The organism is Nonomuraea sp. NPDC049695, assembly GCF_040674955.1.
Taxonomy (GTDB): Bacteria; Actinomycetota; Actinomycetes; order Streptosporangiales; family Streptosporangiaceae; genus Nonomuraea; species Nonomuraea helvata.
The window spans coordinates 35,206-53,790 of the sequence record NZ_JBFANV010000042.1 but is presented as its reverse complement, the minus strand read 5'-3'; the positions used below and the strand labels follow the sequence as shown (position 1 = coordinate 53,790).

Below are 18,585 nucleotides of genomic sequence, written 5' to 3'. Positions count from 1 at the left end.
CATGTCCATCACCCTTTCCGACCAGGACAAGAGCACCCTGCGGACCGCCGCGTACGGCGCCGTGTCGCTGATGGCCGCGGCCGGTGCCGCCGGAAAGCCCCACAAGATCGCCACCAACGGCAGCATCGCGCTGGGCTCGGCCACCGGCCTGGTCGGGCACGTGCTCGCCGAGTACCCCAAGGGCAAAGACCTGGCCGGCACGTCCGTGGCCGAGATCGCCGACCGCGTGCTGCCAGCCCTGACCGCGGCCATGAACCTGCTGAAGAAGCAGGACCCGGCCGAGGCCGAGAACTTCCGCAGCACCGTCCTCGTCGCTGTCGAAACCGCCCAGATGCACCAGGGCCGGCCGAGCCCCACCACGGCCGAGATGGCCCGCAAGATCACCACCGCCCTCGACGCCGCCGGGGTGGCCGCTGCGGACAGCGGGCCCGTGCCGGCGGCTGCTGCTGGGCAGGATCGCCCCGAGCTGCAGAAGGCGATCGAGGAGATCGTCGATTCCGGTTTCGTCGGGGTGTCGCTGCGTGTGAACGACGAGCTGGGGGAGTGGGCCGGCAGCGCCGGGGCGGCCGAGCTGGGCGGGACCGCGAAGCCGCCGACGAACGGGCATGTCCGGATCGGCAGCAACACCAAGACCTTCACCGCGACCGTGGTGCTGCAGCTGGTGGCCGAGGGCAAGGTCGGGCTGGACGCTCCGGCGGCGGACTACCTGCCCGAGCTCGGGCTGGACGAGCGGATCACGGTGCGGATGCTGCTGCAGCACACCAGCGGGGTGTTCAACTTCAGCGGCGAGGTCAACGACGACGGGACGGTCACCCCGGGGATCCCCATCCCCTACAGCACCACGGGCAGAGAGTGGATGGACAACCGGTTCAAGATCTACCGCCCGCAGGAGCTGGTGGAGCTGGCGCTGTCCAAGCCGGCGCGGTTCGAGCCGGGGACGGGCTGGAGCTACTCCAACACCAACTACGTGCTGGCCAGGCTGCTGATCGAGAAGGTCACCGGCCGTTCGGTCGCCGAGGAGATGCAGCGGCTGATCCTGGGGCCGCTCGGGCTGTCGGGCACCGTGGTGCCGGACGCCTCGCCGGAGATCCCCGAGCCGTACGCCCACGCCTATTACCGGTACGAGGACGCCGGCGAGCAGAAGACGATCGACATCACCCGCCAGAACCCCTCCTGGATCTCCAGCGGCGGTGACATGATCTCGACCACCCAGGACCTGCACACGTTCATCTCCGCGCTGATGGGCGGCAAGCTCCTGCCGGCCCCGCTGCTGGCCGAGATGTGCACCCCGCACCCGACGGGCATCCCGAACATGGACTACGGCCTGGGAGTGTTCGTGCTGAACACGGACGGCGGCGGCACCGTCATCTCCCACAACGGCGCCGCCGTGGGCCACGCGGCGTTGATGTACAGCACACCCGACGGCAGCAAGACCCTGACCGCCGCGCTGAACTGCGTGGACGACGCCGACCTGTCGATCGCAACAGCATTCCAGATCGCCCAGCAGAGGCTCGTCAACGAGGTGTTCTGCGGTGGGCAGGCCGATCCGGCTCGGCCGACCGACTGAGCACCTGTGACCCGTACCCCTCGAGGGGCGACCCCTTCCGGTCGTGCATCAGGTAGAACCCGAACCGGGACCACGCCGAGCTCAACGGGCTCGGCGTGGCCCGTCCATATGCTCGGCTTTTGTGTACGTAGTCGCCGAGCTCGAACACAAGGCAGGCTGAGCAGATGAGGAACGGAGTCACGATCGGGCAGGCGGCGGCATTCGTCGGCGTCACCGTGAAGACGGTGCGGCACTACCACAAGCTCGGCCTGGTCAAGGAGCCGGAACGCGACAGCTCCGGCTACCGGCGGTACGGATCGGACGACCTGTTGCGGCTGGTGCAGGTCCGAACGCTGGCCGCCGCCGGGGTGCCGCTGGCCGAGATCGAGCCGCTGCTCGACGCCGATGCCGCGCTGTTCGCCGCCGCGCTCGCCGACGTCGAGCGGCAGCTCACCGAACGGATCGAGGAGTTGATCGTGCGGCGTGACACGCTGCACCGGCTCGCCGATGGTGACCGGGCTCTGCTGCCCGACCGCGCTGTGGCGCTGCTGGAGCGGATGCCCGGCCTCGGATTCTCCGCGGACGAGGTGGCGGCCACCAGAGAGGGCTGGGTGCTGGCCAGGGCCCTGGTCCCAGAAGGCTTCGACGACTACCTCACCCATTTCGAGCACGCCCTCGAAGACACCCGGCTCATCGCCTTGGGCAAGCGCGTAGCCGAAGCCGCGGCCTGGGAACCGGACGACCCCCGCATCGCCGAGCTCGCCACCGCCGCGGCCGACCACTACCTCGCCGACCCCGTACTGCTGAAGACCGTGACCGGCCTGCAAGCCCGCACCGATGCCGCGACGCGGTACACGCTGATCGCCTACCACGGCGAAGAGCAGACGCCGGCCGCGGCGCGGCTGACCGCGCTCTTCGAGACCAAGCTCCGCGCCGCCGGCATCCATATCCCCAGACCAGACTCCCACTGACCGCGCCGCGCTCCGGCCTTTCCGCCCGGCGACCGGCCGGCGGGACGGCCGGCCGCCACGGCTGATCGGTGCACACGACCAAGAGGTCGGAATGCCAGAGGCCGGCCTCGGCGAGCACGAGGAACACCAACGGCAGGTCGACCCCGTAGCACTCGCGCATGACCTCCGGCACGGACAGACTGTGCTCGTACAGCGCGTGCGCCGGACGAAGTAGTGCGGGAAACAACAACGGAGCAGCTGTGCCACTTGAAGACCGTCGGTGCCGCCCCGCGGCCGAAGGATCGGCTCGCGGGGCGAAGGGCGTCTTGGTGGGTGTCAGCCCACGAAGTCGGTGGCGTGGTCGTGAGCCCAGGCGGCGAATGTGCGGGCGGCGTGGCCGGTGAGCTCTTCGACGGTGCGGGTGAGGGGGACCGGACGGCCGTTGTAGGACCACCAGTAGTCGGGGCCGGTCAGGTGGAGGTGCCGGCCTTGATGGGCGAGGCCCAGGCGCGTGCGTTGCCGGCGAAGGAGCCGGGGCGCAGGAGCGTGGTGGTGAGCGCTGAGGTCAGCAGCGCGGTCTCGACGTCGCGATGGGACTTGAACGGCCCGGTCTCGATGTGGCGATGGGACTTGGCCAGTGGGTTGCGGGCCGGGCGGGGTCGGGGGAGGTCTTGGCGGCGTCGGCATCGACGCCACCGTCCTGCCCACCTGGCCCGCCCTTCCGGGCCCCAGCAAAGGGCTGGCCTCAGTCGAGATCACCGCAGGTTGGCACCACTACGGCGGGCGTGTGCCGCCCGCACGGCGGCCGAAGGAACGGCGGTAGGCGGCGGGTGTGGTGTGCACCATCGCCTGGAAACGTCTGCGGAGGTTGACGGCAGAGGACAGGCCGACCCTGGTCGCGATCGTCTCCACAGGGAGGTCTGTTTCTTCCAGAAGGGTCCTGGCCGCCATGATGCGGTGCTGGAGGAGCCATCGGCCAGGGGCGATGCCGAGCTGGTCGGTGAACCTGCGGGCGAGCGTGCGCGGCGAGAGCTTCGCCTGCGCGGCGAGGTCGTCGACCGTGAGGGGCTCGTGCAGTCGTTCGACGGCCCAGTCGAGGAGGGCGGCCAAAGACTCTGGCGGGTGACCGGAGAGGGCGGGAGGGGCGTACTGCAGTTGCCCGCCCTCGCGATGCGGCGGCATGACCATGTGCCGGGCGATCTGCGCGGCGTAGGCGGCGCCTTGGTCGGCGCGGGCCAGATGCAGGCACAGGTCGATTCCTGCCGCGGTGCCAGCGCTGGTGGCGACGTCGCCCAGGTCGATGTACAGCGTGTCCGGCTCGACCTGGATACCGGGGAAGCGAGCGGCGAGCTCCGCGGCCATCCGCCAGTGGGTGGTCGCCCTGCGGTGATCCAGCAGCCCCGCCTCCGCCAGAAGGAAGGCGCCGGAGCAGATGGCGACGATGCGGGCGCCGCGCCGGTGGGCTTGCCGTATGGCGTCGATCACGGCGGGCGAGGCAGGTGGCTCTCGGCGCTGCCAACCGGGGATCACCACAGTGTCGGCGGTCTCGAGCGCGGGCAGCCCCTGGCTGACCACCATGTCGTAGCCCGCCAGGGTCGGCACGGCGCCAGGGTTCTCCGTGCACACGCCGAAGTCGTAACGGCCGGGCAGACCGGGTCGGCGCATCCCGAAGACCTCGGCGGCGCACGCCAGCTCGAACGTGGACTGTGGCGGCAGTACCAGGGCGACCACTCGATGAGCACTCATGGCAGAAAAGTACTCGTAAGCGTCATTCCAGACACTAGGCCGGTACGGTCGGCGCTGCGACGATGTGTCCATGACACACGAGTCCAGTGATGTTCAGATCCTGCACGTTGACGAGGTCGAACCGGTGGAGGTCGTCCCTGGGATCATCCGGCGGCGCCTGCCGGTCACGGAATGGGCGCGCGGGTGGATGTACGACTTCGCTCCGGGAACCGAGTGGCCCGAGGTGGACGTGCACGAGGGAGAGGAACGCTACTACGTGATCTCGGGAGAGTTCATCGACCGAGGGCAACGCCTGGGGCCAGGCAGCTATGTGGTGTTCGCGCCCGGCAGCACACACCGCCCGCGCACCGAGTCGGGCGCGCGCATGCTCGGCATCAGCATTCTCACCCAGTAGCCTTGGCCGGCCCGCCCGGGATTGACCAGACGGGGGAGCTCGCTGACTTCGTCACCGGTCAGCGGGGCCGGCGGCGGGCGAGGGGAGCGCGCGAACTATCCGCAGCAAGGTGTCCTGGTCACCGGCAGCCTCAGCCCAGCCGCCAGCCTGACCCTGGCACGCGGCCGTCGCCACCGCGATCGACCTCAGCATCGTACGCAGGTCGCCCAGGGCCACCTGACAGCCGTGACAGCCTGGGAAACGCCCACACCCTGGGCCTCCTGGTCTGTGGGCACACTGCGCCTCAGGACCCCGCCCGGCACGTCCGATCGAGCACCAGATGGCACGGCTGGTGATGGTTCCGATCGCCGGCAAGCAGATCGCCCGCCGCTCGCCGGAAACGGCCCGGATGATCAAGTTCCTCGGCGGCCCCTACGCGCCCGCCGCCTCCTGGCAGCACCACCTCGCCACGCTGCGCGAGCTGTTGGACGGATTCGCGGCGCTCGGTCTACCCGACGGCGTCGCCGCCGGGCACGCCTACCTCGACCTCGTGAAGGAGACCCTCGACTGACGCCGCTCCGGTCACCGAGTACGCGGCCAGGCCGGCACGCGTGCTTGCGCTCCACGCGTACAGGTGCATGTCGTGCCGGCGGTCGAAGTGGACGGCGGCGCTGCGCTTGCTGTCCTCCAGGCGGAATCCGCATGTGACGGCGACGCGGGCAGGAGGCATTGTTGCGGGTCGAGTGATCCACATGGAGACGGGCGAAAAAGCTCAGCGAATGTCGGCGGGGCCGGTGTCAAGCCCCGTCATTCGAGTTCTCCGATCGCAGCCACGGCGTGCCCGCCTCCGCCCTTGCATGTCCAGAGCGCGGCCCCGCCCGCCTGCTTCGGATGCAGCCCGAGGGAGTGTGCTGGACAGGTCGGCCAGATCTTTCCCTCCTGCTCGCCGATCACTGCCTGGGCGAGATCGGCGATCAGCACGAGGGTGGCAACTGGCTCATGCGCGTCGTCACCACGCAGCCCGAGGCTGGAGTATCGACCCTTGTACTCGACGCGCAGGTAGCCGAGGTCGTCCCACTCGGGGGTATCGAAGCCGAGTCGTCCGGCGAGGCCGGTCGCGTCCATGTCGCGCTGAACGGCGAGCACCGCGCTATCCAGTACCTTTTTGCTGGTCATGTCCGTCATCCTGGCGGAGTTCTGTGAGTTTTTCACCGCCATATCCGTTGTCTGCCGGTCACTGCATGATCGCGGTGGTGCGATGCGGACTAGCAGTGCAGCTTGGTCAGAATCTTCCAGCTTTTCAGGGTGACGACGGCGTGCTCGTCGATGGCGCGGACGCGGGCGTGAGAGCGATCGGCCGCCCGCTGCCGGCCAGACGGCTGGGGCCGGTGCCGGTGGCGGTTGAACGGGGTGCGGATGGTTCCGCCCGCGCCCTGGGATCCCTTGTCGGGGGAAGGGCTGCACTCCTGCCGTGGTCAGGGCATCGATCAGGTCGTGGGACTCGGCCTCGGCGCGTGGCCCCGGTCGGGTCGCGGCAGTAAGTTGGGCCGATGACCGATTCCCTCCCGCCCGGCGGCGCTGTGCTCGATACGGACGAACTGAATGCCCGGTGGGTGGACGCCTGGCGGCCGGAACAGGTCGCGGAGCGGTTGGGTGGAGTCGGCGCACCCTGGTGCATCGCGGCGGGATGGGCGCTGGATCTGTTCCGCGGTGGGCAATCACGGCCGCACGGCGATCTGGAGATCGCCGTGCCCGCGGCGGGCTTCCCGGAGATTCGGGACCGCTTCCCCGAGTACGTGTTTGACGCGGTGGGTTCGGGACGGGTCTGGGCGGGGGCGGGAGCCGAGGCGCTATCGGCCACGCATCAGACCTGGCTGCGGGATCCGGCAAGCGGTCAGTTCCTGTTCGACGTCTTCCGCGAGCCACATGAGGGCGGGACGTGGATCTGCCGACGGGACGAGCGGCTGCGGCTGCCCTACGACGCGATCATCGAGCGGACAGCGGACGGGATTCCGTACCTGGTGCCGGAGTTGGTGCTGCTGTTCAAAGCCAAAGCACGGCGGCCCAAGGATCAGGCGGACTTCGACGGGGTGTTGCCACTGCTGGGCCGAGCACGGCGGGACCTCCTTGGTGAGTGGCTGGAGCGCGTGCACCCCGGGCATCCGTGGCTGGCGGAGCTGGCGGGGTAAGTGCTCGGGCCGTGCCTGGATCGCCCAAGACGATCCGGCTGCCGAGGACTGCGTTGCCGATCCACGTCGTCGGTCGCACCATCGCCACCGACAGTCCGTGACCAGGGTCGGCGACAGAGCCATGATCATCGGCATTCAGGGAACTCGTGGACTGCTCTTGAGATCACTCAGAACAGCCCCTACGGGAAGGGCTCACTCATGCGCACCATCTACGCCGTCACCCATCCGGAGGCGACGCACCACGTCGAGGGGGTTGTCGGCGGCTGGCATGATTCGCAACTGACGCCGGCCGGCCTCAGCGCGGCGGCCTCCATTGCCCAGGCCCTGCGGGCCCAGATCCCGGACGGCGCCGATGTGGAACTGTTCTCCTCGGATCTGCGGCGCACCCGGCAGACGGCCGAGAAGCTTGCCGAGCTGTTCGGCGTGGAACCCATCCTGGACCGCAGACTGCGAGAGAAATCCTACGGAGAGGCGGGGGGAAGGCCACAGGCGTGGCTGGAACAACGATTCATCCCGCCGCCGCCTGCCGGGGAGCGATTGGAACACGACGAAGGGGTGGAGGGTGCCGAGACCAAGGCGGCGGTGGCGCAGCGCGTCTACGCGGCCATGGACGAGATCTTGCAGCGCCCCTGCGAACACCAGATCATCGTGACGCACGGTGGCTCCCTGACATTCGTCGTGGCGTCCTGGATCAAGATGCCGATCAAGGCGGTCGGCCATGTCGCTTTCCGGGTGCGATCCGGGAGCATCACCACGCTGCGCGAAGACGACTTCTTCCACAACCGACAGGTCATGAGCCTCGGTGACACCCGCCATCTCGACTCCGCCAAAGCCGGCTGACCTCTGCCTGGCGCGCTTCGACGGCTGACGAGGCGAGGTGCCACCGCTCGCTGAGCACCATGTTTCTTGGTGTTCGAGACGTCGACAACGGTTGTAAGTGGCATGTTGTTGCGAATATCCGGTTACAGCGATGGCGGTGAGCGGAAATCTGATGGCGCTCGGGTCGGGTGAGACGGGCGTCGGCTCTGTACCGGGATGGGCCTCTGGCAGGCTGATCATGTGACAGGAAGTGCATCGGATACTGGTGACCGGTTCCGAGATCGGCGCGAACGGAAGTACGGGTACGATTTCATCGACGAGGTGTTGGTGCGCTGTCCTCGGTGCGACGGGTGCGCTGTCGTCATTGCGCATCCAGAGACGCTTAAGGACGGCGAAACGGCTCCCACCGGGACCATGAACTTCCGTCGCCGCTTGCGCTGCAGGGAGTGTGGCTACTTCAAGGACGAAACGGTCAGCTCCGCCGTCGTCGGCGGTCCTGTTGATCCCTTCTTTCAGCGGCCGGTGTGGTTGCAGGCGAGTTGCTGCGGACATGTGCTGTGGGCCTATAACGTGCGGCATCTCGACCTGTTGGAGGCCTATGTGGCAGCGAAGCTGCGTGAACGTGGCGACCTTGTGGCGGGGGCTCCAGCAAGTCTGGTAGAGCGCCTGCCCACGTGGCTCAAGACCGCCAAGAACCGTGCCGAGGTCTTGCGGACGATCGGGCGCTTGCGCTTGACCCTGCCTGCTGACGAATAGCGGGGTCACGAGCCACCCACCCCGTCTGGCTGGCTTCTGAGAACGCGCAGGCTCTCCCTCACGGCCGTGAGAGAGAGGAAGGCGCTGTTGCCGCCGAGCTCGTTCGGGGTGGGTCCGGCCAGCGCCGGGGGTGTCGGCGAGACGTTCGGCGAGGGTCGCGACTGCGTCGCGGTCTCCTTCGAGAGCTTCGCGCTCGTCGTCGGTGAGATCGAGTTGCTCCAGCATCTGCTCGATGCCGTCCTTGACGGCCAGGAGCTGTCCCACGTGCGAACGTTTGGGCAGATAGAAGGGGCAGCGGGCGCAAGGCGAGCCGGTGTGGGCATGTGGCGAAGAAGTCGTAGCTGCAGTAGCCGTCGCCCAAGTCGTAGTACTTCCAGGGTTGTCCGTTGGCGGCGGCGCCGTTGCGAATGCTGTCGCGGTCGATGAGGACTTCGATGGTGCGGACGTTACGGGCGAAGTAGTCGGCCTTCTTGCAGGCGGCCTGGCGAACACCGCGACCTCGCCGTCCGAGTCCTCGCGAATCCACCGGCCATCCCCCGAAGGAGTGCAGGAGACGCCGTCCGGGCCCCATTTGAGGCCAGGGTAAGGCGAGCCGCACGCAGCTCTGGGAGTGGAGGCTTGAGAAACGACGGAGGAACATCTGGACATCCACCGCGTATTTGAGCAGATCGCCGTCCCGTCGTCCTCGCCGGTCCACAGCTCGGCTCGTCTGGTGGCGTAGCCCGGTATCTCCGGTGCGAGCGGCGGGATGCCCGACCGCTGCAAGGCCAGGGCCTCCTGCCATTCGTGCAGCGGATCCCGCACCCGGCCCGAGATCACATGCACCGACAGCAGCAGGCCGGTCACCGTGATCGCGATCCACCGATCGGGGACCCATCAGGCTGCCGCCACGTACCCGAGCACTCCAGCGACGACCCATACCCCTGTGGTCCACATCTCGTCGAAGCCGAAGAGGTAGAAGCCGGGGATGACGCCCATCAGCGCCGCAGTGATCGGATGCGTTGTTGCACCGACGGGTGGCCGCCGTCCTGCACTGCCTGGGTCCCGGCTGACCGGCCCGGGCGGCCCAGCCGGTCCAATAAGATCATCCGCATCGTAGCCTTACTCCGGGCCGCCGTCGCCCGCTACCGCTTCGGGCGTCTGGCCGCCGTCGCCGTCGCGCTCTACCTGGCTGCCGCCGCCGTCGCCGCCGGGTACGACGGCGGGCGGTGGTTCGCCGTAGTCGCGACGGCCGATTTCTGGCCGTGGGACGACGGGGCCCGGCTCCTGCCCGCGGCGATCGGCGTGCTCAACGCGTGGGCGCTGTGGCAGATCCTGCGCGGGCCGGCCTCGCCGCGCGCCGGGGCGCTGCCGCGTGATGTGGCGTGGCTGCGGCGCCTGCTCTACGCGGACGTGGCCGGCGACTTGCTGCTCTGGGAACTCCTCGACGACGTGTCCGGCGTCGCGGAGTACGCCGCGAGCTGGGCCGTGTGGACCGCCACCATGTTCCTGCTGGTGCGGGCCCTGGCCGGGGTATCGGCCCGGTTCCGGATCATCGCACTCGGGCTCGGCTTGACCGGGGTCCTGGCCGCGGCGCTGCGGCCGTTCGCCGAGGGCCCGCTGCTGACGGCGTCACTCCTGGTGGCGATGGCGACCCTCGGCTGCAAGGCGATGATCATCGCCGGGCAGGGACGCGACGGGCGGTTCAGCGCCGTCACGGTCGCCATCGGCTGGACCGCCCTCCTCGTTCCGCAGGTCTACTCGCTGCTCCAGGTCGGACGGGTGACGTTCGACAGCCTGTCACTTGCGGTGCACGCTCTCGACGGGCTGATCGTCGTGTGGGCGGCGCGCACCGCGCACGAGCTCGCCGCGACCGGCAAGGGCGTCGCGGTGACCGGAACCGGGCGGACGCCGCGGCTGCTCGCCGCCGTCGTCGGGCTCGTGCTGCCGATGGCCGCGGTCGGCGCCGAGGGGGACGCCCGGCTCACCTACACGGCCGCGGACGAGGGCTGCCGCGACCGGCTTCGGCCCGCGACCGGCCTCGGGCCCGAGGAGCGGCGGCGGTCGTTCCTCTGCCTGGCCAGGGGTGAGACCTTCGCGGCGGACGCGATGTTCCCCGAGGACCTGGCCGACCAGCGCATCCTCGCCTACGGCGCACAGCTGTGCGCGCTGCCCGGCGATCGGGAACGGCACGTGCTGCACAAGCGGGCGGGCGGCACGGCGGACGCCATCGAGCTGGCCGCGGCTCTGGAGTACCTGTGCCCCGGCATCGTCGCCCGGCAGAACGCCGACGCCCATCGCCGGCAGGCCGAGCGCGACCGGCAGGAAGCCGCGTGGAAGGCCGAGGCCAACGCCCGGTGCGCCGACCCGTGGCCCAGGGTGCGGGCCAGGCGGCAGGGCACGGCCGCGTACATGCTGTTTGAAGGAGGTGGCTACGCCGTCTTCGACGACCGCGACGACAGCGCAGGCGATCCTGGGGACATCTACGGCGGCGATGGCGAGGCCGCCGACATCTTCGACGCTATCGAGGACGGGTTCATCGACGCCGCAGGCAGTAGCGCCGCCATCGTGACTGACGAGGAGAACGCGGCGATGTGCCTGACGGTCAAGGCGTTCGACAGCGCCCCTCCGCTCCGGCTCACCGGCTGGGACCAGGTGGTCGAGGTGGGCATCGCCAGCCGCAGCGGCCGCCTGATCGTGCCGACCTACCCCGAGGGCGGTGACAGCGGGGCGGCCGGGCCGCTGCCCGACCTGGCCGTCGCCGGTCCAGGCCACTACCGCCTGCGCGTCCACGCGCGCACGCTGCCATGGGACGAGAACGACCCCGACGCGCCGCTGGAGGAGCACCTGCTCGTCGTCTATCCCGGCCGCTCGACGGACAAGGTCGTCTACCGCCCGCCCGGCTGACCTCGCGGAGCGCGTGCGTTCAGCTCGGCGGCGAAGCGGACCGCACCGCGTTGAATGAGGAGGGCCGGGATCCGACAGCTCAAGCTGAATACGTCCGCACTGACCCTGCGACGGAGAGACCTACCTGTGACCAGGCGCGAGAGGAAACGACATGGCTAACACGAAAGCTCAGGACTACTTCCGCAGGGCGGAAGAGACGCTCAAGGTCGCTAACGCCCGCTCCGGTGCCGTGATGATGGAGCTCCTGGCTCTGGTCCAGGCGTACGCAGCTCTCGCTGTCGCCGCTGAAACACTCGACGTGCAGGACTAAATGGCCGCGAACACCGAGGCACGCGGCGGCGCTGCAGCGTAGCGTCATGAAGCGACCAGCACGTCCCTCAGGCACTACCGCGGCCTTCGTGTGCACGTTGCCGGTCGCGGAAAATGCAGGGTTAGCCCGGACGGCCGCAGGCAACGCGTCCGGACCTGCTTTGTGAGCCGCGGGTCAGAGCGATGACGCGTCGCAAGGTCAGTGCGGTCAAGACAACTGCCGTCCCGTCCGCGCCTCCATCGTTATCTGAGGGTAGCCAAGCGAACTGGCTGGTCCGCCGCTTGAGGGGCGTTCATGCACGTAAGGCAAGTAGGTTGCTCGCGTTCGGCGCGCAGATGGATGGTCGAGAGGTCTATGAGCCGCGTGAAAAGACCCCGCCGGACGTGCCGGACGGGGTCGTGGTGTGCGGTGCATGTCGGCCGCTGGGTCAGCGGTGTCGCCGGTACTGCAGATAGACGATCCCGTTGCTGGAGGCGGTGCTGGAGACAAGGTCGAGCTGGTAGGACTTGGGGACGCCGTCGAACAGCCGGGTGCCCTCGCCCGCGACGTAGGGGAACATGCTCAGGTGGAGCTCGTCGATCAGGTCGAGCCGCATGAGCGACCGCCAGAGCCTGACGCCGCCCCAGACCACGATGTGGCCGTCGCCGCCCAGCCTGAGCTTGTCGATCTCTTCTGCCGTGTCACCAGCGGCGATGGTGGTGTTGGCCCAGTCGGCCGTCTTCAGGGTCCGGGAGAAGACGACCTTGCGTGCGGCGTTCAGGATGTCGGCGAACGGGTGGTCGGTGGAGGTTGTCATGGCCTCGGCGATGCCCTCGTAGGCGGTGCGGCCCATGATGTGCGCGTAGGCGCTCTGGAGAAAGTCGAGGTGTGCCTGGTCGTCGGGCTGACGATTTTCGGGCAGGCTGAAGCAGAACTTCCAGAACTCGGTGCCATCGTCGGCGAGAATGCCGTCGAGGGAGTAGTTGAACACTGTCGCTATCAGCTTCCGCATGATCGTAGCTCCGTGGTCTCGGGTTGTCTGGGGCCTGTGCTTGCCAGGGGACGTGCGTGTTCCGGGCCGTAGCGCTCGCGTGGCCGCGGTGTCTGTGGCCTGTTGCCAGTGTTCAGACGCCAATGCCGCCCGGAAGTCATCGGTGCCCGGTCAATTGATCGATTGCGGTCAGGTACGGGGGCGTCTACTCGCGGCGATGTCGCCAGTCTCGCTGGTTGGCTCGGGGAGGTCCTGCAGGAGGGCGATCACCGGCTCCAGGAACTCCATCGTGGCCTTCGACGTGATGGCGTCGTCGGAGCTGAGATCAAGCGGCCGCTTCGGCGCCGTCGCCGAGATCGGCGATGGCTGGGCGCGATCGGCGGTGAATCGGATCTGCTGCTTGTGCAGCAGCGACAGCGCCCGCGAGGCGGCCATGCGGATCTCGGCCATGGCGACCGGTGCCTGATCCGCGGGTCGAGGGCGGCACCGACGGCAGGATCGCCGAGATCGACATCCTCTCCGCCCCCGGCCGAACGGCCGGCCCGCCTCGACCTGGCCGGCCTGGAGTCGTGACGCCGCCTCGTCCTGGGGGAGTACTCCCGGCGTCGTAGTCCGGGCGGCGGTGGGTCCCGATGTGGTAGTGGCAGATCACTCCGCTTGTACGACGCCTCTGAGCAGTTGCTGGACGACGATTGCGGTCATGAGAACCCCAGTCGGTACACCCGGAAGCGCAGCCATCGAGTCGGGTGCGCGGCCGGGGCTCACCCTCGCCGCGGTGGCCGTCGTGCAGTTCATGGTCTCGCTGGACCTGTCGGTCGTGAACGTCGGACTGCCGCAGATCGCCGCGGGCCTCGGCTTCAGCGCAGTGGGCCTGACCTGGGTGATCCACGCCTACGCGCTCACCTTCGGCGGACTGCTGCTGCTTGGCGGCAAGGCCGCCGACCGGTACGGCCGCAAGCGGATCCTGCTGCTCGGACTCGGCCTGTTCGGCCTGGCCTCACTCGTCGGCGGCTTCGCCCAGGAGCCCGGTCACCTGGTCGCCGCCCGAGCCGTACAGGGCATCGGGGCCGCCGCGCTGGCTCCGGCCGCGCTGGCGCTGCTGACCACGACGTTCCCCACGGGCAGGGCCCGCGTCCGGGCCTTCGGGATCTGGAGCGCGATGAACGCCGCCGGAGGCGCCCTCGGCGTCCTGGTCGGCGGCCTGCTCACCGAGTACGCCGGCTGGCGCTGGGTGATGTTCGTGAACGTGCCGATGGTCGCTTGCGCGCTGGCCATGGTCTGGCGGGGTGTCGCCGTCGCCCCGACCCCGGTTCGCGGCGGCCGTCCGGACATCCTCGGCGCCGTCCTGGCCACGGCGGGCATGACCTTGCTGGTGTTCGGCATCGTACGCACCGACCAGTATGCGTGGACCTCGCCGATCACCCTGACGACCCTGGCAATCGCCGCCGCGCTGCTGGCCGCGTTCGTCCACCTCGAACGGACCACCGCCCGCGAACCGCTGATCCGGCTCGGCCTGTTCGCCAACCGCTCAGTCGCCGGCGCGAACGCCTACAACCTCCTGGTCGGAGCGGCCATGGCCGCCTCCTTCTACTTCGTCTCCCTCTACCTGCAACGCGTACTCGGAACCGGGCCGGCCCTGGCCGGGATCGAGTTCCTGCCGTTCGCCCTCGGTGTGATCGCCGGCTCCGTGCTCGCCGTCAAACTCGGCTACCGCCTTGCGCCTCGGACCCTGCTGGTCATCGGCGGACTGCTGACCGCGACCGGCTTCGCCTGGTTCGGTCTGATCAGTTCGGACGGCTCCTTCGTTGCCGACGTCCTGGGACCGTCGATCGTCGTCGGCGTCGGCTTCGGGCTCTGTCTCGGACCGGTGGTCTCCACCGCCACCGCAGGTGTCGCACCCCATGAGACCGGCACCGCTTCGGGCCTGCTCAACAGCTCACGCCAGATCGGCGCCTCGCTCGGACTCGCCGTGCTCGGCACCGCGGCCCACCACCGCACCGGCCAGATCGCCACGCCCGAGACCCTCAACGACGGATACGCGCTCGGCATGACCCTCGGCGCCGCGCTCCTGGCCGCCGCCGTCCTCATCGCCCTGACCGTTCTGCGCCGGACCAGCCCGCCGTCACCAGCCGAGCAGGTTGAGCAGGCTGAGGAGGCTGCGCAGACCGATGACCGCGATCCGCTCCACGCCAGTTGAAAGATCACCCCTCAGGAAGGTCGTTCCGGCATGACTGTCACCCCGATCGATCTGTTCGCATCCTCGTTCCGGCTTCACCAAGGCGGCGAGATCCACGCCGGAAAGAGACCAACGGGCTCCGACCAGGACGGCTGGCAGGTGAGGGCCTTCCATGCGAAGACCGACGCCGACGTCCACGCCGACCACTGGGAAGTCCACCCCGAGGCCGAGGAGGTCGTGTCCTGCATCATCGGGAAGATACGTCTCTACCTCCGCCCGGAGCGGCCGGGACAGGAGGAGGAAGAGATCAGGCTGACGGCCGGAACCGCCGCCGTCGTCCCGCGCGGGCGATGGCACCGCATCGAACTGGACATCCCCAGCAACATCATGGCCGTCACCCTGCCGCGCGGCAGCCGGCTGGAGAAGCGGACCGAAGCCTAGGCCGGACCGGCGTCGTCAGGGAAGTACAGCAGAACCATCTCGACCAGCGCGGTGACGTCGGCGTCGGACATCGGCTCGCCGGTCATGCCCATCCGGTGGAGCAGGGTTCCGACGACGACGTCGATGAAGAACAGGACCCGGTCCTCCGGCTCGCCGAGCGCGTCCTGGAGCGCGAGCCGGTACGGGTCCTGCAACCGCGCGGACAGGACCTCGCGCAGGGCCGGATCGCTGACGGCGTCACTGAACACGCCGGCGAACGCGTCGCCCACCCCCGGCTCGCCGATCTTCGCCGCGATCCAGCGGATGGCCGAGGACATGAGCTCCGCTCGACCGGCGCCCTCCAGCGGCACCGGGCCGAACGCGTCAAGGAGGCAGTCCACGATCAGCGCGCCCTTCGTCGGCCAGCGGCGGTAGATCGTCGTCTTGGCGATGCCGGCCGCGGCGGCGATGCGGTCGACGGTGGCACGCGCGTAGCCGAGCTCGTGGACCGTGCTCAGCGTCGCGGCGAAGACCACGGCGTTGACGCCGGTACGCGGGCGACCGGGTGGTCTGGCGGAGGTGGTCGCTCGGGTCATGCCCACACGATAACCGATTGCGCTACCACTGGTATCGATACCTTGAGGAGCCCCATGGGCGAGGGGAGCGGTCCGTCGCGCCTGGTGGCGGGCCGGACGATGGTGATGGTGGCGCATCGGCTGCGGACGGTCCGACGCGCCGGTCACATCGCCTTCCTGGGCGAGCCGTCCGGGGTCAGCAGGGGGTTTCGAAGAACTCCGCGTACGACCCGCGCCTGCCCACCCACGACTCATCGCCGACGCAGTTCTCGTACTTGATCCCCACCAGCGTGGTGTGGTCGGAGTCGCTGTAGTAGTACGTCTCGCAGTGGAAGTCGATCCTGCAGGCGCGGGCGTGCGCGGGTGAGCCGATGACGGTGAGGGTGCCGAGGGCGAGCAGGACGGCCAGCGATGCGCGGCGAATCATGAAGATCCTCCCGGGGGGTTGAGAAGCTCTGCTGCCCTCGATGATCGTTCCCCGAAGCGAACAGATCAATAAGGTCAATACCGGTACTCAAAGGGTCATAGCCACTGTCAGAGTGCGGTCCGGGGGAGCGGCACTACTTCGCGATCGCCTCGCGTACGGACGGGACGATCTCCTGGGCCCAGCGGGCCAGGACGGTGAGGTCGGGAGCGCCGTGGTCGGCGGAGAAGAGCGTGAAGCCCGACGCGCCGTGCTCCAGCACGGCTCCGGTCAGCTCCTCGACCCACTGGCCGACGGAGCCGCCGAGCCAGCGGCCGTCTCGGTCGCGGGTGGCGGGCAGCGGCCGGTCGGTGATGCGTCCTGGGAAGTTGAAGACCGTGCGGATCTCGCTCGGGTCGCGACCGACGGACGCCGCCGCCTCGTCGATGATCGGCCGGGAGGCCCGATAGCGTTCGCTGAGCCAGTCGGCGGCGTGGCCGGGGATCCAGCCGTCGGCCACGCGGCCGGTGGCGGCCAGGGATTTCGGGCCGACCGATCCGGTCCACACGGGAGGCGCGGCGACGGGAGCGGGCTCGATCCGGTTCACCTGGTAGTGGTTGCCCTGGTAGGTGACCGGAGGGCCGCCGCCCGACAGCTTCTTGACCAGGACGATCGCCTCCTCGAAGGCGTCCACGGCGTCGCCGGCCGTCAGCCGCGGCACTCCCATGTCGGCAATGCGATCCCACAATCCGCCCGCGCCCATGCCGAGCACGATCCGGCCACCCGACAGCGCCGACAGTGACGTCACCGTCCGGGCCAGCATCGGGGCGGGCCGGGTCGGCAGGTTGGTGACGTTGGCGAAGCCGGCAATGTGCTGGGTACGCCCGAGGATGAAGCCGAGCGCGGCATAGGCGTCCACGCGCCCGCCGATGTAGGGATGGTCCGACAAGGTGAAGATGTCAAGCCCGTCCCGGTCGGCCTGCTGGGCCATGCGCAACAACTCGGGTATGTCGTCAATGTCAGAATGAGCGCCAAAACCGAAGACGACATTATGTGCGGACAATGCTCTGCCTTTCCATATAACTTTTCCTGCAAATCTTCTCGTACGCCTGCCCGGTCCGTGGCGCCGGGTCACGGGGAGCACCTCAGGCGGCGGCGCCGTACTCCTCGGTGAAGCGCCCGGTGAACAGGTCGGCCCCCTTGTACGCCGAGACGGTCTCGGCCGGGACGACGGCCGGGCCGTCGGGGGTGGGCAACTGGCCGACACCGCCGCGCGGGCCGAGCGGGAGCAGGATCATGGGATGGGGGAGCGGCTGGTAGGTGGCCGTCGGCTGCTCGCCGCGCAACTGGGCGATGATGTTCTGGGCCACCACCTCGGCGTGCTGCATCGCGTACCCGGCCATCTTGGTCTCGGCGACGTCGGTGATGTCGCCGATGGCATAGACGTGGTCGTATCCACGGACGTTGAGGGCGTCCGTGACGGGCACCTGTCCCTGCGGCGTACGGGTCGTCAACCGGCCGTCGGCGAGGTAGTCGCTGTTGACACGTACGCCGTGCGCGCGGAACCAGATGTCGGCGGTGATCTTCTCCCCGCCGGTCGTGGTGACGGTGAACGTCGCCGCCTGGCCGGGCTCGGTCGCCGGAGGCGCGGTCAGGCCGGTGCCCAGCCGCAGGTGGACATCCAGCTCGTCGAGCTGGCGGCGCAGCTCCTCGCGCATCTCCGCGGGGAAGGCGGTCAGCAGCTGCTCGGCCGGGTCGACGATGGTCACGTGCTTGTGCGGCCAGACCTCCTTGATCTCGCCGGCCAGCTCCAGACCGACCGGTCCGGCGCCGAGGATCAGCACCCGCTCGGATCCCGCCAGTTCCTTGTGGGTCCGGAGCAGGTCGTCCAGGACCTCGTCCGTGGAGTCGGAGGCGGGCTTGGCCGGGTAGGCATAGCTGGAGCCGGTGGCCAGGACCAGGTAGTCGGCCTCGATCCGCCGGCCTGAGGCCAGGGTGACACCGCCGGGATCCACCGAGGCCGCGCGCTCGCGCACCACCGTGCCGCGCCTGAGCCACTGGTCATAGGGGAAGAACATGTTGTGCGCCCAGTCGGGCTGGGTAAGCGCCCGCAGCGAGCCGGCCGAGTTGACGAACGCGTCACGGGGGTCGATGAGAACGACGTCAACCTCGGGGTCCAGCGCCTTGGCGACCGCTGACCCACCGTAACCTCCGCCGACGACCACGACCGTACGACTCATGATTCACACTCCAACGCGAGAAAGGGTTGAGTTCGTATCCCGAACCATATTAGTTCGTAGCCCGAACCGCAACTCCTCCTCGAGGGGTCGGCGATCGCGCGGTGCGTTCGATCAGGCCAATCCGGCTCACCAGCTCACGGCCGAACTGGAGGAGTTCTTCGCGAAGGTGGACGATGAGCTCTGCCTCTGCCTAGTGATCGCCGCAATGCCCTCCTCGAGGGTCACG

At 69.0% G+C, this 18,585-nt stretch carries 19 protein-coding genes and 1 pseudogene; 11 read left to right on the top strand and 9 right to left on the bottom strand.

Annotation, left to right across the window (positions count from 1 at the left end; genetic code table 11):
* Position 1 precedes the first annotated feature (1 nt).
* Positions 2-1,567 (top strand): serine hydrolase domain-containing protein, encoded by a 1,566-nt coding sequence (locus AB0J64_RS31225; RefSeq protein ID WP_364034605.1) that lies wholly within the window; start codon positions 2-4, stop codon positions 1,565-1,567.
* Between the two features lie 164 nt (positions 1,568-1,731).
* Positions 1,732-2,517, top strand: coding sequence for a MerR family transcriptional regulator (locus AB0J64_RS31220; RefSeq protein ID WP_364034602.1), 786 nt, complete (start codon positions 1,732-1,734; stop codon positions 2,515-2,517).
* A gap of 753 nt (positions 2,518-3,270) precedes the next feature.
* On the opposite strand, the gene AB0J64_RS31215 is transcribed toward AB0J64_RS31220, so the two are convergent.
* A complete protein-coding gene (locus AB0J64_RS31215; protein WP_364034599.1) occupies positions 3,271-4,242 on the bottom strand; it encodes a helix-turn-helix domain-containing protein in 972 nt (323 codons plus the stop codon).
* A gap of 70 nt (positions 4,243-4,312) precedes the next feature.
* Here AB0J64_RS31215 and AB0J64_RS31210 point away from each other — a divergent pair, with 70 nt between their 5' ends.
* Entirely contained in the window at positions 4,313-4,636 is a 324-nt protein-coding gene (locus AB0J64_RS31210) for a cupin domain-containing protein (RefSeq protein WP_364034596.1), read from the top strand.
* Positions 4,637-4,955: 319 nt separating this feature from the next.
* The gene (locus AB0J64_RS31205; protein ID WP_364034594.1) at positions 4,956-5,186 is read left to right on the top strand and encodes a hypothetical protein; all 231 of its coding nucleotides are present in this window, start codon (positions 4,956-4,958) and stop codon (positions 5,184-5,186) included.
* 236 nt (positions 5,187-5,422) lie between these two features.
* Here AB0J64_RS31205 and AB0J64_RS31200 read toward each other — a convergent pair whose 3' ends face one another.
* Both AB0J64_RS31200 and AB0J64_RS31195 read right to left on the bottom strand, forming a co-directional pair.
* Positions 5,423-5,791, bottom strand: a complete 369-nt coding sequence (locus AB0J64_RS31200) for a hypothetical protein (protein WP_364034591.1) — start codon at positions 5,789-5,791, stop codon at positions 5,423-5,425.
* Positions 5,792-5,849: 58 nt separating this feature from the next.
* A pseudogene (locus AB0J64_RS31195) lies at positions 5,850-6,106 on the bottom strand (IS5/IS1182 family transposase); the annotation flags it as partial.
* Between the two features lie 59 nt (positions 6,107-6,165).
* Between AB0J64_RS31195 and AB0J64_RS31190 the strand changes: the two are divergent.
* The 5 genes from AB0J64_RS31190 to AB0J64_RS31170 all read left to right on the top strand — a co-directional run bounded on the left by AB0J64_RS31190 (position 6,166) and on the right by AB0J64_RS31170 (position 11,575).
* A complete protein-coding gene (locus AB0J64_RS31190) occupies positions 6,166-6,804 on the top strand; it encodes a hypothetical protein (protein ID WP_364034745.1) in 639 nt (212 codons plus the stop codon).
* A 198-nt stretch (positions 6,805-7,002) separates the two neighbouring features.
* Positions 7,003-7,644, top strand: coding sequence for a histidine phosphatase family protein (locus AB0J64_RS31185; RefSeq protein WP_364034588.1), 642 nt, complete (start codon positions 7,003-7,005; stop codon positions 7,642-7,644).
* Between the two features lie 195 nt (positions 7,645-7,839).
* Positions 7,840-8,379 carry a hypothetical protein gene (locus AB0J64_RS31180; protein WP_364034585.1) on the top strand — a complete coding sequence of 180 codons (540 nt, stop codon included), beginning with the start codon at positions 7,840-7,842 and terminating at the stop codon, positions 8,377-8,379.
* A gap of 996 nt (positions 8,380-9,375) precedes the next feature.
* Positions 9,376-11,265, top strand: coding sequence for a hypothetical protein (locus AB0J64_RS31175; RefSeq protein ID WP_364034582.1), 1,890 nt, complete (start codon positions 9,376-9,378; stop codon positions 11,263-11,265).
* A gap of 151 nt (positions 11,266-11,416) precedes the next feature.
* Positions 11,417-11,575 carry a hypothetical protein gene (locus tag AB0J64_RS31170; protein WP_364034579.1) on the top strand — a complete coding sequence of 53 codons (159 nt, stop codon included), beginning with the start codon at positions 11,417-11,419 and terminating at the stop codon, positions 11,573-11,575.
* 427 nt (positions 11,576-12,002) lie between these two features.
* Here AB0J64_RS31170 and AB0J64_RS31165 read toward each other — a convergent pair whose 3' ends face one another.
* Both AB0J64_RS31165 and AB0J64_RS31160 read right to left on the bottom strand, forming a co-directional pair.
* Complete coding sequence (locus AB0J64_RS31165) at positions 12,003-12,566, bottom strand: dihydrofolate reductase family protein (RefSeq protein ID WP_364034576.1); 564 nt, start codon at positions 12,564-12,566, stop codon at positions 12,003-12,005.
* A gap of 168 nt (positions 12,567-12,734) precedes the next feature.
* Entirely contained in the window at positions 12,735-12,995 is a 261-nt protein-coding gene (locus tag AB0J64_RS31160) for a hypothetical protein (protein ID WP_364034573.1), read from the bottom strand.
* A 250-nt stretch (positions 12,996-13,245) separates the two neighbouring features.
* On the opposite strand from AB0J64_RS31160, the gene AB0J64_RS31155 reads away from it, so the two are divergent.
* Positions 13,246-14,742, top strand: coding sequence for an MFS transporter (locus AB0J64_RS31155; RefSeq protein ID WP_364034570.1), 1,497 nt, complete (start codon positions 13,246-13,248; stop codon positions 14,740-14,742).
* Between the two features lie 30 nt (positions 14,743-14,772).
* A complete protein-coding gene (locus AB0J64_RS31150) occupies positions 14,773-15,162 on the top strand; it encodes a cupin (protein ID WP_345003092.1) in 390 nt (129 codons plus the stop codon).
* Here the strand turns inward: AB0J64_RS31150 and AB0J64_RS31145 are convergent.
* The 4 genes from AB0J64_RS31145 to AB0J64_RS31130 all read right to left on the bottom strand — a co-directional run bounded on the left by AB0J64_RS31145 (position 15,159) and on the right by AB0J64_RS31130 (position 18,359).
* Entirely contained in the window at positions 15,159-15,737 is a 579-nt protein-coding gene (locus AB0J64_RS31145) for a TetR/AcrR family transcriptional regulator (protein WP_364034567.1), read from the bottom strand. The genes AB0J64_RS31150 and AB0J64_RS31145 overlap by 4 nt on opposite strands.
* A gap of 175 nt (positions 15,738-15,912) precedes the next feature.
* Positions 15,913-16,143 (bottom strand): DUF6289 family protein, encoded by a 231-nt coding sequence (locus tag AB0J64_RS31140; RefSeq protein ID WP_364034564.1) that lies wholly within the window; start codon positions 16,141-16,143, stop codon positions 15,913-15,915.
* A gap of 133 nt (positions 16,144-16,276) precedes the next feature.
* Positions 16,277-17,182: an LLM class flavin-dependent oxidoreductase gene (locus AB0J64_RS31135; protein WP_364034561.1), complete on the bottom strand. Its 906-nt coding sequence runs from the start codon at positions 17,180-17,182 to the stop codon at positions 16,277-16,279.
* An 82-nt stretch (positions 17,183-17,264) separates the two neighbouring features.
* Entirely contained in the window at positions 17,265-18,359 is a 1,095-nt protein-coding gene (locus AB0J64_RS31130; RefSeq protein WP_364034558.1) for an FAD-dependent oxidoreductase, read from the bottom strand.
* Positions 18,360-18,585 lie beyond the last annotated feature (226 nt).